15 protein-coding genes are annotated in these 15,511 nt (G+C 42.7%); 2 read left to right on the plus strand and 13 right to left on the minus strand.

What is annotated here, in order from left to right; all coding sequences use genetic code 11:
- Window positions 1–79 precede the first annotated feature (79 nt).
- The 13 genes from gluQRS to M3200_RS05295 form a co-directional block, all read right to left on the minus strand.
- Window positions 80–1,108: a tRNA glutamyl-Q(34) synthetase GluQRS gene (gene gluQRS, locus M3200_RS05235; protein ID WP_287537375.1), complete on the minus strand. Its 1,029-nt coding sequence runs from the start codon at window positions 1,106–1,108 to the stop codon at window positions 80–82.
- Complete coding sequence (locus M3200_RS05240; RefSeq protein ID WP_022382499.1) at window positions 1,047–3,974, minus strand: insulinase family protein; 2,928 nt, start codon at window positions 3,972–3,974, stop codon at window positions 1,047–1,049. Before M3200_RS05240 ends, gluQRS begins: the two co-directional genes overlap by 62 nt.
- Window positions 3,975–4,095: 121 nt before the next feature.
- Window positions 4,096–5,328, minus strand: a complete 1,233-nt coding sequence (locus M3200_RS05245) for an aspartate kinase (protein ID WP_022382500.1) — start codon at window positions 5,326–5,328, stop codon at window positions 4,096–4,098.
- A gap of 183 nt (window positions 5,329–5,511) precedes the next feature.
- Window positions 5,512–6,060, minus strand: a complete 549-nt coding sequence (gene cobO, locus M3200_RS05250) for a cob(I)yrinic acid a,c-diamide adenosyltransferase (RefSeq protein ID WP_022382501.1) — start codon at window positions 6,058–6,060, stop codon at window positions 5,512–5,514.
- Window positions 6,061–6,119: 59 nt separating this feature from the next.
- Window positions 6,120–7,496, minus strand: coding sequence for a cobyrinic acid a,c-diamide synthase CobB (locus tag M3200_RS05255; RefSeq protein WP_022382502.1), 1,377 nt, complete (start codon window positions 7,494–7,496; stop codon window positions 6,120–6,122).
- Window positions 7,496–8,209 carry a precorrin-2 C(20)-methyltransferase gene (gene cobI / locus M3200_RS05260; protein WP_022382503.1) on the minus strand — a complete coding sequence of 238 codons (714 nt, stop codon included), beginning with the start codon at window positions 8,207–8,209 and terminating at the stop codon, window positions 7,496–7,498. Before cobI ends, M3200_RS05255 begins: the two co-directional genes overlap by 1 nt.
- A 48-nt stretch (window positions 8,210–8,257) precedes the next feature.
- The gene (locus tag M3200_RS05265) at window positions 8,258–8,926 is read right to left on the minus strand and encodes an energy transducer TonB (RefSeq protein ID WP_288178164.1); all 669 of its coding nucleotides are present in this window, start codon (window positions 8,924–8,926) and stop codon (window positions 8,258–8,260) included.
- Between the two features lie 118 nt (window positions 8,927–9,044).
- Window positions 9,045–9,449 carry an ExbD/TolR family protein gene (locus tag M3200_RS05270; RefSeq protein WP_022382505.1) on the minus strand — a complete coding sequence of 135 codons (405 nt, stop codon included), beginning with the start codon at window positions 9,447–9,449 and terminating at the stop codon, window positions 9,045–9,047.
- A 2-nt stretch (window positions 9,450–9,451) separates the two neighbouring features.
- Complete coding sequence (locus tag M3200_RS05275; protein WP_108849710.1) at window positions 9,452–10,054, minus strand: MotA/TolQ/ExbB proton channel family protein; 603 nt, start codon at window positions 10,052–10,054, stop codon at window positions 9,452–9,454.
- A gap of 206 nt (window positions 10,055–10,260) precedes the next feature.
- Window positions 10,261–10,602 carry a hypothetical protein gene (locus M3200_RS05280; protein WP_022382507.1) on the minus strand — a complete coding sequence of 114 codons (342 nt, stop codon included), beginning with the start codon at window positions 10,600–10,602 and terminating at the stop codon, window positions 10,261–10,263.
- Between the two features lie 82 nt (window positions 10,603–10,684).
- Window positions 10,685–11,371, minus strand: a complete 687-nt coding sequence (gene radC, locus M3200_RS05285) for a RadC family protein (protein ID WP_022382508.1) — start codon at window positions 11,369–11,371, stop codon at window positions 10,685–10,687.
- Between the two features lie 133 nt (window positions 11,372–11,504).
- The gene (locus M3200_RS05290; RefSeq protein ID WP_022382509.1) at window positions 11,505–11,768 is read right to left on the minus strand and encodes a DUF4321 domain-containing protein; all 264 of its coding nucleotides are present in this window, start codon (window positions 11,766–11,768) and stop codon (window positions 11,505–11,507) included.
- A gap of 33 nt (window positions 11,769–11,801) precedes the next feature.
- The gene (locus tag M3200_RS05295; RefSeq protein ID WP_022382510.1) at window positions 11,802–12,392 is read right to left on the minus strand and encodes a hypothetical protein; all 591 of its coding nucleotides are present in this window, start codon (window positions 12,390–12,392) and stop codon (window positions 11,802–11,804) included.
- Between the two features lie 248 nt (window positions 12,393–12,640).
- Between M3200_RS05295 and M3200_RS05300 the strand changes: the two genes are divergently transcribed.
- Both M3200_RS05300 and putP read left to right on the plus strand, forming a co-directional pair.
- The gene (locus M3200_RS05300; protein ID WP_022382511.1) at window positions 12,641–13,813 is read left to right on the plus strand and encodes a tRNA(Met) cytidine acetate ligase; all 1,173 of its coding nucleotides are present in this window, start codon (window positions 12,641–12,643) and stop codon (window positions 13,811–13,813) included.
- A 162-nt stretch (window positions 13,814–13,975) separates the two neighbouring features.
- On the plus strand, window positions 13,976–15,469 hold the full coding sequence (gene putP / locus M3200_RS05305; protein ID WP_022382512.1) for a sodium/proline symporter PutP: 1,494 nt from the start codon (window positions 13,976–13,978) through the stop codon (window positions 15,467–15,469).
- Window positions 15,470–15,511: the final 42 nt, after the last annotated feature.

Genomic DNA, 15,511 nt, shown 5'->3' on the forward strand with positions numbered 1-15,511 from the left:
CTCTGCCCCGGACCAAATGATCCGGGGCAGAGCCTTTTTTATTGGGATGAATTTTGTCACATCCCCCTAAAAAATACGTTCATCTCAAAATATTCATTTTTTTAAAAGGAACTGTTATTGAATCTTTTGTGAGATTTCTGCAGGTGTTAAAATCGACATTCCGAAGAGCCTCAGAAGCAGACATCCTGCACTTGTGACCGGTTTCCCCCGCCAGATACAGTAAGAATCCTATGATTTCTTCTGCTGTAGTACCACTTTCTCTTAACTCTTTAACCGAAATCCCATGCTGCCTTTTAGAAAGACGGATTCCCTGCTGATCGACTAAAAGCGGCAGGTGTGCATATGCCGGAGGAGTGTATCCCATTTTACGCATCAATAGGATTTGGTAAAAAGTGGAATCCATTAAATCGTTTCCCCGAAACACATGAGTGATTCCCATGGCGCCATCATCTTGTGAAACAGCAAGCTGATACGCAAACATCCCGTCAGCTCTTTTTACGACAAAATCATCAAAGCCGGCTCTTAAATGTTTTGACTGCTTTCCTTTCAGCAGATCCGTAAATTCTATCCTGCAATCGTCCACCTTAAATCTGAGTGAAGGAGCCTTTGTCTGGACGGCTCTCTCCTGTTCTGTCAGATTTCGGCAATGGCCGTCATACGAGGATACTGCCTCATTAGCATGCGGTGCTGAACTGATTGCGTGAAGCCTTGCACGGGAGCAGAAGCAAGGGTACAACTCCCCCTGCTTCAGAAGGTCCCTGCAGGTTTCCTCGTAGAGATGTGTACGCTGGCTCTGTATCGTATCTCCATAAGAGAAGCTATGGCCAGGGCCCTCATCAAAATCCAGTCCCAGCCAGGAAAGATCGTCTAAAATTCCTTGTATATAGGACGGCTTGCTTCTTTGCGTATCTATATCTTCAATCCTTAAAACAATTTTGCCCTTATTCTGCCGGGTCCACAACCAGTTCAAGAGTGCGATCCAGATATTTCCCAGATGCATGAAACCGGTCGGGCTCGGAGCAAATCTCGTTCTTACCTGCATATGATCAGTCTGGAAGGGACAGGATTTTATCAAATACATCTGCATCCTGATGAATCTTTTCTTCATTTCCCATTACGCAGATACTGGAGTGATCAATAACGCTCTGAAGCAAAGGCGCAAGTTTCCTGATATCTTCTACTGTGCAGTTGACGATTTCATCATTGACTTTTCTGCGGTTTTCAACAGAATTGCCATTCAAATAATGAAGCATTGCGCGTTCGCCCTTCATTGACGGGGTAAGCTGTATTTCATCTGCAGCCATCGTGCCAATTACGTATTTTGTCATTTCCCTGTCTGATAATTCGAGCGTGCGGATATATTCAGGAAGGTTCTTGTATGTTTCAAGGGTCTGTTTTAAATTCGGATCTCTGTAAGAACATAAAATCGCAGTACCATCACTTAAAAACTGGGTAAATGCACCATATGCTCCGCCCTGGACGCGAACCTTCTTCCATAAATATTCATAGCGCAGAATGGTTTCCATAACCCGGAGAGCGCCAGTATAATTGAACCCGTATTTGCGGAAATCTCCGCCTTCGCCAACATACTGGACTTTTCCGGAAGTTAAGAATGCCTCGTCCTTGTTTCCTTCGGCAAAATCAAAGGTGTGCTTCTGATAAACATTTCCATCCGGAAGATCATCGGCAATTTCATATAAATGATCCTTGACCGCGCTTACCTCGCCGGACTCTCCAATCGTTTCTATAAACAGATTTGATTTTGCAAAAATAATCTTTGCAACTTCTGCCAGCCTGCGGACAATCTCATCAGAATTTGCATCAAAATCGCGAACCAGGTCTGACAGGAAATAGTAGTAACTCAATCCAAGCTGTTCGGCAAATGCACCGGCTTTAGAGAAATAAGAAGAAAGTCTTGTCATAACCAGTGAGCTTCCACGGCTGAACACGCTCATATCCCATTCCGATTTTTCCTGAAGAAGAATCTCTCTCAATCTTGCGGTATCTTCGAAAGAAGTATGGCAGAGAACTTCACCAATGAGTCCCATCAGCTTGTCGACATTCGATGTCAGAGCTTTTCCCCGGATGGCAAAAACAGGGGTATAATCTGCGGAATTATCATACCTGCTGTATGCACTGACATTGAACCCAAGTCCTCCGGTATAAGCATTGGACAGTCTGGATAATTCAACATAGCTATGTTTATCAGTATTCATGCTGCATAATATCGACGTCAGTAGATTAGCATACGGAATATCTTCTTCCTTCAATCCGTACAGTGTAAAGAAGATATTCAAATAAGTGATACCCATTGTGTTGACTTCATAATGGAAATGACGGATACCATTCAGGTCTTCTTCAATAAGGCTGTCATCTTCGATTTCACGTTTAAGGTCTTTTCTTGAAAGAAGCGGAATTGTCTTTAAAGCTTCTTCCGTTTCCATCGAAGCCTGTCTTTCCTTCAGGGCTTTTGTCGATTCGACGATTTCTTCAAGCTGTTCGTGGGAGAGAGAGCTCTTGAAGGCAGCCAGTTTCTCTGCTGTCTCCTTATTTTTCTTTTCTGTCAGACCACGTTCAGGTTTCATTGTAATCAGTACCTGGTGCGTGTTCTTGATAACGTATTTTAAAAGCAGATTTTCAAAATATCCTTTATCCAGATTATTTCTAAGTTCCTTGATATCATCAATGTACTTAAGAGCCTGCATGGGGTCTCTGTCATACAGCCAGAGATCCATTGCTCTCACTCCATACAGAAGTCCTTTCGGTTTTCCCTGGAAATCATTCTCACGCAGGATGAACTCTGTGCGGTTGAGTGCTGCTTCAAGCATATTCCTGTCAATTCCATCAAGGGCAAGATTCCTTAAGACAAGATCGACAGTTGAAATAAACTTCTCTCTCTTATCAATTTCTGAACCAGTTACTTCGATTGTCCATACCGGCTGTTTATAGCTGTCTCCATACGCACTAGATACATCATTCCCGATTCCTGCGTCCAAAACTGCTTTCTTTAATGGAGCTCCATCCATATCTACCAGAACATAGCTCAGGATTTTGAATGCGAGAGACTCTTCCGTAGTTATATGGTCATTAAGTGCAATATATAATGCATGAATAGTCTTCTTCTCAAGGCTTTCATTTTCAGAAATGCCGAATGGCGCCTCAACAATCTTTCTTTTCGGAAGCGGGGATTGAGTTTTGACAGCGGAATAGACATTCCTTGCGTCAAAATGGCTCAGATATTCCTGGTCGATGAATTTCAGTGTCTCATCGATATCCATGTCGCCATAAAGATAAATATAGCTGTTGGATGGATGATAGAATCTGCGATGGAATTCACTGAACTCCCTGAATGATAATGTAGGAATGACTTCAGGATCCCCGCCGGATTCTACTCCGTATGTCGTATCGGGAAACAGTTCCTCCATCGCCTTGTCTTCCATGATTGCTTCCGGAGATGAAAGAGCGCCCTTCATTTCATTATAAACAACGCCATTATAGGTCAACGGCGCATCCACATTATCCAATTCGTAATGCCAGCCTTCCTGCATAAGGATCTGAGGATTTTTAAGGCAGTCCGGATAGAAAACGGCATCCAGATAAACGTCCATAAGGTTATGGAAATCCTTATCATTTCTGCTGGCGATCGGGTACATCGTTTTATCCGGCCAGGTTATAGCATTTAAAAATGTATTTAAAGATCCCTTAGCCAGTTCTACGAATGGTTCCTTAAGAGGAAACTTTCTGGAACCGCAGAGTGTAGAGTGTTCCATGATATGCGGAGTTCCCTTGGAATTATCCGGTGTCGTGCGGAAGCTGATAAAGAAAACCTTATTATCATCGTTATTTGCGAGATAGAGAAGTCTGGCTCCGCTTCTCTCATGCTGCATCAAATATGCATCGGAATCCACTTCCTGTATATGTGATAGATTTGTAACACGGAAGCCGTGTATTATATCTCCATTATTGAATTTCATAGGCCTCTCCTTTAATCAAAAATTTATAAATATCGTATTTAAAAGCAAATCATTGGAATAGATTCATAAATAGAAAAAGCGCAGGGACGAGACCTGTGCTTTTGTCTATTAATGGAACAGTTTATCTGCCTTCTCCTGCCGTGAAGAATTCATCATGAATAGCCTGTACTGCTTTATCGAGATCCTTACGCAAAATAAGGCAGGAAATACTGATTTCTGAAGTACTTACAATATCAATATTGACACCTGCACGGCCCAAAGCGCCAAACATGCGGGCAGCGACACCCGGGCGGCCGAGCATTCCGGCACCAACAACGGATACCTTTGCTGTATCATCATCATAAATCACTTCTTCGACTTTTCCTTCATCTCTCATTGCATCCAAAACTCTCTTTGCATCAGAGAGATCGGCGTCGTCAATTGTGAAAATGATATCCGTTTTATCATCGTTAGAATTTCTGACACTTTGAACAATCATATCTACGGTGATATTGTTTTCAGCCAGTACAGAGAAAATTTTGTAAGCAACTCCTGGAATATTTCTTAATCCAAGAACAGCAATTCTTGCAGCATGAGCGTCTTGTGCTACGCCTCTTACGGTGTCATCTCTGGTTTCCATTGTACATACCTCCCGAATTATGGTGCCTTCTTCATCTGTGAACGTAGACCTTACATGGATCGGAATATGGTACTTCATTCCCAGTTCTACGCTTCTTGGCTGCATGACTCCGGCGCCAAGCCTTGCCATTTCAAGCATCTCAGTATTGGTAATTTCTTTCATTTTTATAGTTCCGGTTACATGTCTCGGATCAGCAGAGTATACACCGTCAACATCTGTGAAAATCTCGCACATATCGGCATGCATGGCTCCGGCGAGCGCAACGGCAGTAGCATCACTTCCGCCTCTGCCTAATGTAGCGATATCACCGTTTGGCATCATTCCCTGGAATCCTGCGACAATCACTATATTGCCGGCTTCCAGTTCCTTAAACACCCTGTCCGGTTTAACGTCGTCAATTGTAGCTTTTCCATAACCGCCGCCTGCAACTATGCCTGCCTGCGGGCCAGTTAAGGAAATAGCTGGAACCCCGAGTTTCTTAAATGTCATTGCCATTAATGCAATTGACACTTGTTCACCTGTAGAGAGAAGCATATCCCGTTCTCTGGCATAGTTCACATCAGAAACCTTTGCTGCCAAATCTAATAAGTCATCCGTGCTGTCACCCATAGCAGAAACAACAATAACGATTTTATCACCAGGTTTCCTATCACGAAGCACACGATTTGCTATATTAAGCATTTTTTCCGGAGTCGCGACTGAACTTCCGCCGAATTTCTTTACATAAAGTGCCATATACATCCCTCATTGAATAAACAAATGTACCTACAACTTACAAAATTTTATCATGCCAGTACAAACATGTAAAGAAGATAACTGATATTGCCCGCCTTCACTGTATCAGCTTAAAATCCGCAACGTTTATATTACGAGCTTTTTATTATTTCATGATTACGGATACTTATATTGCAGAAGGATTTAGAATTCAATTCCCTTCCGGGCCCGGATTCCTTTCTGGAACGCATGCTTAACCAAGGTCATTTCCGTAACGGTATCAGCAGCATCTATAAGTTTGGGCTCAGCATACCGTCCTGTAAGGATGACATTCAGACGCTCCGGTTTATTGTTTAATAATTCGAGAACTTCATCTACATTGAGCATTCCGAAATGGATTGCATAATTGATCTCATCCAGAACAATCAAATCCCAATTGCCGCTTTCAAATTCCCGGCGCACCATGTCCCAGCCTTCCTTAGCCAAAGCCTTTTTCTTCTGGAAAGTCTCTTCATCCTCTTCCTGATTATGGAAGACAAATCCATCTCCCATCTGGCGTATTTCAATCCGCTGATCCAGCTTATTTAAAGCCTGGATGGCATTAAGCTCTCCATACTTCCAGCCGCCTTTTATGAACTGGAGAATCAGAACTTTCTGTCCATCTCCCCATGCACGGATAGCAGTTCCCAGAGCGGCTGTCGTTTTCCCCTTGCCGTTCCCTGTATTAATAAGTATAAGGCCCTTGTTTTCCATATATTCTCCTCTAAATTGACTATTATCAATTCTATATATTTTCGTACATGAACCAGCTTTTACAAATGAGTCTTTTTATAAGACAAGCATGATTTTATGAAATGATCGGCTGCCTTAGGGTTTCCCTCGAAAGAAATGTGCAGGTAGCTTGCAAGAACATTATCCTTGCTGTAGCCCTCCAAGTGCGGAGTACTCTGACGCGTTCCCTGAAGTTCATATGCATCCGGGTAATCCTCATCTTTGGTGATCATTGAGAAGTGGAATTCATGTCCTCTCAATTGATCCCCCTTCCTGGCAGCAATGCTGTCTTTAAGGGCAGTGGCAGTCACGTAACCCACACGCTGCAGGTTCTTGCCCATTTTACAAACCCCGGGAATAATGCCTGCTGTATCAAAAGCGTTCCCGTCAAAATCAACAATTTGACGGCATAAGTACATTAAACCGCCGCATTCTGCATAAATAGGCATCCCCTTTGATGCAGCCTCTCTGATCGACTGCTTCATGCTTTCATTTTCCTGAAGCTTTTCCAAAAACATTTCCGGGAAACCACCGCCAAAAATCAGTCCGTCGACATCAGAAATGCTGCTGTCTTCCAGCGGGCTGAAATCGATGAGCTCGGCTCCCATGCTCTCTAATTTTTCTAAGCTGGATGGATAATAAAACGAAAATGCTGCATCCCTGGCAACGCCGATTTTCACAATTTTATGGTTCTCTTCTGCATTCTTATCATCGTCAATATCAAGATCCGGTGAAGAATTGGCGATAGCAAGAATCTGATCCATATCAATGTATCGGCTGGCAGCCTTTCCGATATCTTCAATCAGCTGGCTCGTTTCAATTTCAGTAACCGGCGTCAGACCGAGGTGCCTTTCCGGTGTCTTAAGATGATCATCCCTATGGAAAGCGCCGACAACCGGCATATTTATTTTTTCCATAACTTCCCTGATCATGGCTTCATGCCTGTCAGATCCAAGTTTGTTCAAAATAACGCCGGCAATATTTGCTGTCTTATCATATTCTCTGAATCCCAATGCTGTGGCCGCAATGCTGTATCCGACTGATTTGCAGTCCAGAACAAGGATGATCGGGGCCTTAAGTCTCTTTGCTATATCGGCAGTAGAACTTACTCCATTAGCCCCTCCATCATACAGGCCCATGACGCCTTCTATAATTGAGATATCAGCCCCGTCTGACAACTTTGTGAAGTTTTCCTGAAGATATTCTTCCGGAACCATCCATGTATCAAGATTATAAGAATCTCGGCCGGCTGCCTTTGAATGGAAGCCTGGATCTATGTAATCCGGTCCTACCTTAAATGGCTGCACCGAAAGTCCTTTTTGACGAAGTGCCGCTAAAAGGCCTACGACAATCGTTGTTTTTCCGACACCGCTGTTGGTGCCGGCAATTACCAGCCTGGGACGGTTAAATGCTGTCATTAGTCCTCATCTCTCTTCGCAATAATTGTACTAAGATAATTAGGTTTATAATCAGCCGGCAGACTGTCCAGGTCTCTCTGGATAATTTCATCAGGAAGTCCTGCGCGGGAAACCATGACAGATCTCTTCATCATATGGTGTTTCCTTAATTCTTCCTGTACATAAGCAAAATTCTTATATACCTTCATAATAACGGCGTTATCTGCGGCAGACAGTGCTGCATCAAACTTTTCCGGCGAAGCTGTAGCCGGAATAATCAATACATTTTCTTCCCATTCCGTTAGAGGCTGGTTGATATAAGAAGCAATTCCTAAAAATGCAGGGATTCCGGGGATTGTTTCAATGGAATATTTATCTGAATCTCTGAATTCGTTAAAAATATACATGTACGTGCTGTAGAGCATCGGATCTCCCAGCGTGAGAAATACTAAATTTTTCCCCTCATCCAGCTTTTGCGCAATAATTTTACGATTTTCTTTCCACTGGGCATTAACCGCTTCCATATCATTGCTCATCTGGAATACCATTGGCAGAATTTCAACATTTTCCGGAATATATTTCCTGGCAATATTATAAGCAACAGACCCATCCTTTTTCTCAGTTTTCGGGGTGATGATAATATCCGCATTCTTAATCGTTTCCACTGCTTTTACTGTAAGCAGTCCCGGATCTCCAGGACCTACACCGATTCCAAATAATTTCCCTGTCTTCATAATAACTCCTCCTAAATATTTTTAATTATAAAAACCCTGTCTTAAATTTTAACGCAAATTGAAGATTATAGGAACTCTGGATCTTGATTGAACCGGAATTCCATTTTGCCTGGCTGGAACAAATCTCCAATTTTGGACAGATTGGACAGCAGCGCTATCCAGCGATGAGTTTCCTGACGACTGCTCAACCCAGGCCGAAGAAACACTTCCGTCCGCTTCTATGATAAATCCGACAACAGTAGTGCCGGAAATCCCGGCAGACCTTGCCGCAGATGGATAAACCGGTTCTTCCCTTGATAAGATTTGAGGCCCTTCTGTAACGCCTCCGCCAGAACCTTCTCCATTGCCATTTCCAATGCCATCACCAGAGCCGGAGCCGGTCCCGCTTCCGTAGCCAGTCCCAGTACCATCGCCAGAGCCTGAACCAGTCCCATTTCCTGAGCCAGATCCCTGGGCACTGCCATCTGCAGCGCCTGATCCGCCTGTGCTGGTATTTATGTTTTGTGAATACTCATTATTATCTTCATAAGATGCCATATCGCTGCTCACTGCTGATGAATCCTTCGATTCCCCTCCCGGTAATTGATTGACATTCACTGTATCTGATTTTGAAACAGACGAGCCATGTCCGGAACCGGAACCTGCGCCTCCCGAAGCACCTGCAGTCGTATCCACGAGATCCACCTCAATAGGACTACTCTCCGGCAGAGAAGCCATGAAAAAGCTTCCGGCCGCCACCAAAAACGCTATGAGGAATACATGGAAAAGGATTGACTCAAAAACAGCCATGGACCATTTGTGATTTATATTATGCATAAACCGATCCTTTTTTGAATTAATTTGAATCAGTAGCTATGCTGATTCTATGGATTCCCAGTGCTTTCAGCTGATCAAGGACAAAAACGAAATCTCCATGCTGGGAATTCTTGTCCGCTCTAAGTAAAACCTTAACATCATGGTTCCTGCTCATTTCTATTTCCATCCTGTGCTTAAAAGCTGCTTTTGAAACAGGCTCTTTCTCAACAAAAATTGTCCCGTCTTCTGCAATGCTGACAGGAAGTTCCTCTGTCGTTTCAATGACAGCCGTCGAAGCCTGCGGCAGGTTTAGGCCGATGGACCTTTGTGTAACCATGCTGAGCATACTCATCATGAAAAATACCAAGAGGAAAAAGATGATATCTATCATAGGTATAATCATTATCTTGGGCTTTTTTTCATTTTCGAATCGTTCTAATCTCATCCTTACCTCCCTTTCATAAAGGAAAGGTACAATGAATCCAGTGTTTCAATTTGAACGATAAATTCGCTGACCTTTTGGGAAAGATATGTATATGCAAGAAGAGATAATATAGCTACAAACAATCCCGTTCCTGTGCACACCAATGCTTCTGCGACACCACCTGTAATGGCAAAAGGCTGCCCTTGAGCAGTAGAAAGAACATTAAAAGATTCAACCATGCCAATAACGGTTCCAAGAAGACCCATCAATGGAGACAGTGTAACAATGGTATCCAGATAATTCAGATATTTCCTTAATTCGCCGACAGCCCTTGATGAAGCTCCTTCTATCAATTCATTCTGGTCAGCTTTCAGATGTATGCATTTGACTCCGTCCAATATAACCGAAGCCGGAATGCCGCCATCTTTTGCCAAAGCATCTGCCAGTTCATCAAACTTGCCGCCCGGGATATACTCCCGAAGCATTCCCGTGATAAGCTGCGTATCCGATCTGCACTTTTTATAGTAATTGAACCGCTCGATAAAAATAGCAACAACCGCAATGGATGCTATAACCAGCGGATACATCATAAATCCGCCTGCCCTGAAAAGATGCCAAAATTCCATATATTTTCCCTGCCTTTAAATAATATAATTAGATACATATTAACGTTTTATTAAGATTATCATCTTATTGTGCTCAAGTCAATCTTGTATCGGCCTGCATGACCTTCACCAATAAAAACTTTATCATTATAGCAATAAAATAAAGCCGCAGGTTTCATACCCACGGCTTTTATTCCTGACTATTCCAGATCTGAACGTTGAAAATCTTAATACCCGTTTACCTGGCTGACTACACGGAAGTTTCCTACGTCAAATGCTTTGCAGATTACATTGAAAAACGGGCCTGTCAGCATTGTTCTGTAAATTTCCGACTTAGCAATCAGCATAAGATGACTGCCATCGTAGGTAACTCTGATTAAGCCATTATTTATATATTTTTCGAAATCCTTCTCTGCCATTTCTTTTTTCAGCTTTTCAAGAGCTTCTCTTGTTTCGCCTTCCTGATATTCAGGTCTTTCCATGACTGGCAGGAAGCGTACTTCATAAATCTTATCATTATAGCCCTTAGATTCAGCGGAATACCTCTTGCCGTTTTCCATTTCTTCCATTCTAATTCCTCCTCATGATGAACGTATTTACTACCTCAATATTATAGCATTGTACTCCGCTATATTCCAAGGCTGTTAATAATCAGATGAACCCCCGTTCATTGAGACTCACATAGATGCCATCCCCTATGATGACATGATCCAGCAATTCCATTTCCATCAATTCAGCCGCTTCCTTAAAGCGCCTCGTAACGTTGATATCCTCATCCGATGGTTCAGGCGAGCCGGAGGGATGATTATGAAGAATGATTAATCCGTGTGCTTTATACCGGATAGCCCACTTCATTGCTTCCTTGATATCAACAGATACTGCATCCAGGCTTCCCTGCGAAATTACTTTGTATCCCAGTAATTTATTTTTAACATTCAAGAATGAAACGATAAACTTTTCCTGTGTTTCATGACGAAGCTTCTCCATGAAATACCTGGAAACTTTCTGCGGTGAATTAAAATCAATAAGTTCAATCTTCTTGTGACGATACGCCAGCCTCCGCCCGAGTTCTATTGCTGCACATATCGTTACTGCCTTATCTTTTCCAATGCCATTAACTTCAATCAAGTTACGCCAATTAAGATCATCAAAGAAGTCGATGCCGTCCTGCTCTTTCGCTTCCAAGAAGTCTACTACTTCCTGGGCCACTTCCGTCACGGCTCTCCCCCGTGTTCCTGTGCGGATGAGAATTGACACCAAATCGACAAGACTTACATTCGTAGACTCTGCAAAACGTTCTCTTGGCCGGTCCTCCGGACGCATATCCTTGATCTTCATAAAAACACTCCATTTCGCTGCACATGGCCGGTAATGCTTTCTCCATACCTCAGAGCCATAAAAAACCAAATGAACTATTTAAATTCAGGGAACTAGAAAGGAACGCTGTGAACCTTATTATAAAATCTTCTCTTTATAATTTCTTGTATACATACAGTGATGCGAGAATGCTGAGCACTGTAATCAGATTCAGCACAATCTTTATGCCGAAATGAAGCTGCATAATAAACAGATTGAGCGATATATTCTCAATATTTAGAATGGTAAAAGACTGCGTCAGATACGGATACTGAGAAAAATAAGCACCCGCCGTCAGCATATGATTGACCGCTTCGCTCAGCAGAATTCCTGTGAATATACACAGGACCAGTGGCGCCCTTGCGCCAATAACCTTCATTCTTCTATAACTCCTCTCCTAAAATAAATTCAATTAAAAGCTAGTTCCCATTGAAATCTTTCCTTCTACACGGTCTGCCAGGGCCTTCCCTGTTGCATCGCCCGTTCTGTACTGATAGATGACTCTCCAAACAACACCCTGGTAGGTAAAAATATATTCTCTTACACTTAGATCGGTAGTCCTGCTTTTATCAGTTTCAGCAAATGTAAAATTCAAAACATTGGCTTTAGTATCGCCCAGGGAAAACGTTTTATTTTCTACTTTCAAACGGCTGACAGACGGGTTGTTTTGTAAAATAGCCGGTGCTTCCTTCACCAGTTTTTCTTCATTCTCATCACTGGAGACCTGATTGCCGGTAACTAAAATCTGAAGGTGCTCATTATGCCCTTCTGCACTCACTTTTTCTTCACCGCGGCCGACAAGATCTACCTGCTTTCCTTCCGAAATGATTTCAAACGGCGTTGATAATGTAATTGTACTATTTTCACAATGAACCCTGTTCTTGCCAAAAATAAACTCATCATCAAGGCTCTCTTTTCCGCACCCGGCAAGGCTGAGACCTATAGCAGACAATAAAACGACCATCAGGACAGCAGATAATTTTGATTTAAGAAATTTAACCATATTGACTCATCACTTTCCATATATATTTTTACATTTATGCAGATATGCAGATTTATCAGTTATGCCTTAAAACATCCTTGCATTTGATTTTATCCTGACATACTTTTAATATTATAACATATATAAGCCTGTAAGCCTTGCCAAATGTGTAACTTATAAGATTTTGAAAACCCATATGCACTTGAAATATTCATTCATCTGCTGATTTTACATACCCAGAGCGGCCTGTATTTTGATGAGGAGTCATCATGAAAAAAAATCCTGTAATTGGAATTACGGCTGAATGGAACCCTTTTCATTCAGGCCATGCAGCCATGATTAAAGAAATCAGAAAGAGCTTCCCGGACGCTCGTATAATTTCAGCCATGAGCGGCTCATTTGTACAGCGGGGAGAACCTGCCATATTTGATAAATGGAGCAGAGCTTCCTGGAGCATCTCTTCAGGCGTAGATGCTGTTTTTGAATATCCAGCACTTTATGTACTGCAAAGCGCCGATTCATTTTCTGAAAACGCCGTTCACCTGCTGCATGATTTAGGATGCACCCATATAGCTTTTTCTACAGAATCGCTGGATAAGAATCAGTTATTTGACATTGCCAGATGGATGCAGACAGAAGATTACACAGCAAGGCTCCATCAGGAATTGAAGAACGGCCTTCCCTACAGCCGCGCCGCTTCTGCTGCAATAAACAGCTTTTCAAATAAGCTTTACCAGGAACTGATAAAGCCCAATAACCTTTTGGGACTGAGATATGTCGAAACAGTCTCCAAGTATTATCCTGATCTGGAAGTTTTCATTACACACCGGGATATGGAACACAATATTTCCGCTTCTGATGCAAGAGCGCAGCTTTTGGAAACAGGAAGCAGCCTTTTACTGCCTCCAAATATACAGGAAGAAGCCGAAATATTAATGCAGAGCGGAAATTATACAGACTTTAACCGATATGAAGACGCATGTCTCTTCATGTCCAAAGCACTTGGACTTTCCGATCTTTCTGATTCGGGACTTTTTACAGAAGGCCTTGAAAATAAATGGAAAAAAGAAGCCGAAAAAACGACATTCCCTCAGATGTTAAGCGGAATCAAGAGCAAGCGTTATCTTTACAGCAAGTTAAAAAGAATATCTGCTTCGCTTCTTTTATCCGGCACCAAAAAGCCGTCTCCGTTCGTCAAGCCTGATTTTCCCAGATATGCCAGACTTCTGGCGCTCCGCCAGGAAAGCAGTGAACTGATTCATCATATTACAATTCCCGTAATTACCTCTGCCGCCAAAGCCATGAGGACTCTTGATGAGAAGAGCCGGGAGGCGCTTTCCATAGATTTCCTTGCGACTGACATTCAGGCTTACTGCCGTCATTCTGACAGGTACAGATATTCCAATGAAGATTATTATCATTCTCCGGAAATATTGAAATGATATTCTTATGACCGTTTCTGCTTAAGCTGTTAAGGCCGCTGCAATAGACATTTCAACTTAAGAATCCTTATTCCGGCTCATTTCTCTTTACATATCTGCTAAAATACTTTATTATGATAAAATATACTTATTTGAGAAAGACGGTTTCAGGAGGACTTTCACATGGATTTCAACAACAGCTGGCCTATAGCACTAGCTTTCATTCTGTATTTGATTTTAATGATGGGCATCGGCCTTTATTATTCGAGACAGCAGAAAAACCTTTCCTCTTATATTCTGGGGGATAGAAAACTGGGTCCCTGGCTGACTTCCATGAGTGCTGAAGCATCCGATATGAGCGGCTGGATGCTCATGGGTCTTCCCGGCTATGCTTACCTGCACGGCTTATCTGCTTTTTGGACCGGCATCGGCCTTATTATAGGCACATGGGCGAACTGGCTTCTCGTATCAAAACGTTTAAGAAATTATACAGAAGTCGCAAATAACAGCCTGACAATACCTGACTACCTCTCAAACCGCTTTGAGGATACCAAAAACGGACTTCGCTTGATTTGCGCAGTGTTCATCATTCTCTTTTTCATCATATACACCTCATCCGGATTTGTAGCAGCAGGCAGATTATTCAATACTATTTTTGGTATTCCATATTTCCATGCATTGCTTCTCGGTGCATTCGTTGTCGTTTTCTATACATTCCTGGGCGGCTTCTCTGCTGTTGCATTGACAGACTTCATTCAGGGAACAATGATGTTCTTTACGGTTATTTACGTTCCGCTTGCAGCAACAATTGCTTTAGGCGGTCCGGTTCCGACGATGGATATCTTATCAGGCGAAGGCCCGGATTTCTTTTCATTCTTCCCCGCATCCACAAGCATGTCGGCACTGCTTATTATGCTGGTATCCTCCCTGGGATGGGGCCTTGGATATTTCGGCCAGCCTCATATTTTAGTAAAATTCATGGCAATCGGCGATGCCGATGATTTAAAGAAATCGACACACATTGCTATGCTTTGGGTCTTATTATCCCTTGGTTTTGCTATTGCCATTGGTATTGTCGGCAAAGCCTATCTCAGCACCCCTCTGGAAAATGCGGATGCTGAAAGAGTATTCATCATCATGGCAAAGTCTCTTTCGGCACCATTTATTACAGGAATCATCTGGTCAGCCATTCTGGCAGCGATCATGAGTACAAGTTCCTCCCAATTGCTCGTAACGTCTTCTGCGGTTTCCAGAGATCTTTTCCAGGCATTCCTCTTCAAGAATGCATCTGAAAAGACGTTGATCCGTGTAAGCCGCATCAGTGTACTGGTTGTCTCTATAATTGCAGTATATCTGGGTTCCGATCCGGACAGCTATATTTTCCAGATTGTCTCTTATGCGTGGGCTGGATTTGGTGCCTGCTTCGGTGCAACGATACTCCTCTCACTTTACTGGAAACGCATGACATTAAAAGGTGCCTACGCCGGTGTACTTATCGGGGGAATTACCGTCCTTATCTGGAAACAGTTTGAATGGTTCGGCATCTATGAACTGGTTCCTGGTTTCTTCCTTTCAACCATTTCGATCATAGTTGTCAGCCTGCTTGATAAAGAGCCGTCCGAAAGCATTCTCAAGACATTTGAAAAAGCAATTTCACTTTCAAAGAAACATAAATAAGAAATTTTAGGCTCTTCACGGAAATTTGGGGGATGAATAATT

This window comes from Dialister sp. CAG:357 (assembly GCF_000435155.1).
GTDB classification, from domain to species: Bacteria; Bacillota; Negativicutes; order Veillonellales; family Dialisteraceae; genus Dialister; species Dialister hominis.

Coding starts and splice junctions, on each gene's coding strand:
- gluQRS (WP_287537375.1), bottom strand. CDS start 1,108: ATGAAGAAAAGATTCATCAGGATGCAGATGTATTTGATAAAATCCTGT.
- M3200_RS05240 (WP_022382499.1), bottom strand. CDS start 3,974: ATGAAATTCAATAATGGAGATATAATACACGGCTTCCGTGTTACAAAT.
- M3200_RS05245 (WP_022382500.1), bottom strand. CDS start 5,328: ATGGCACTTTATGTAAAGAAATTCGGCGGAAGTTCAGTCGCGACTCCG.
- cobO (WP_022382501.1), bottom strand. CDS start 6,060: ATGGAAAACAAGGGCCTTATACTTATTAATACAGGGAACGGCAAGGGG.
- M3200_RS05255 (WP_022382502.1), bottom strand. CDS start 7,496: ATGACAGCATTTAACCGTCCCAGGCTGGTAATTGCCGGCACCAACAGC.
- cobI (WP_022382503.1), bottom strand. CDS start 8,209: ATGAAGACAGGGAAATTATTTGGAATCGGTGTAGGTCCTGGAGATCCG.
- M3200_RS05265 (WP_288178164.1), bottom strand. CDS start 8,926: ATGGCTTCTCTGCCGGAGAGTAGTCCTATTGAGGTGGATCTCGTGGAT.
- M3200_RS05270 (WP_022382505.1), bottom strand. CDS start 9,449: ATGAGATTAGAACGATTCGAAAATGAAAAAAAGCCCAAGATAATGATT.
- M3200_RS05275 (WP_108849710.1), bottom strand. CDS start 10,054: ATGGAATTTTGGCATCTTTTCAGGGCAGGCGGATTTATGATGTATCCG.
- M3200_RS05280 (WP_022382507.1), bottom strand. CDS start 10,602: ATGGAAGAAATGGAAAACGGCAAGAGGTATTCCGCTGAATCTAAGGGC.
- radC (WP_022382508.1), bottom strand. CDS start 11,371: ATGAAGATCAAGGATATGCGTCCGGAGGACCGGCCAAGAGAACGTTTT.
- M3200_RS05290 (WP_022382509.1), bottom strand. CDS start 11,768: ATGAAGGTTATTGGCGCAAGGGCGCCACTGGTCCTGTGTATATTCACA.
- M3200_RS05295 (WP_022382510.1), bottom strand. CDS start 12,392: ATGGTTAAATTTCTTAAATCAAAATTATCTGCTGTCCTGATGGTCGTT.
- M3200_RS05300 (WP_022382511.1), top strand. CDS start 12,641: ATGAAAAAAAATCCTGTAATTGGAATTACGGCTGAATGGAACCCTTTT.
- putP (WP_022382512.1), top strand. CDS start 13,976: ATGGATTTCAACAACAGCTGGCCTATAGCACTAGCTTTCATTCTGTAT.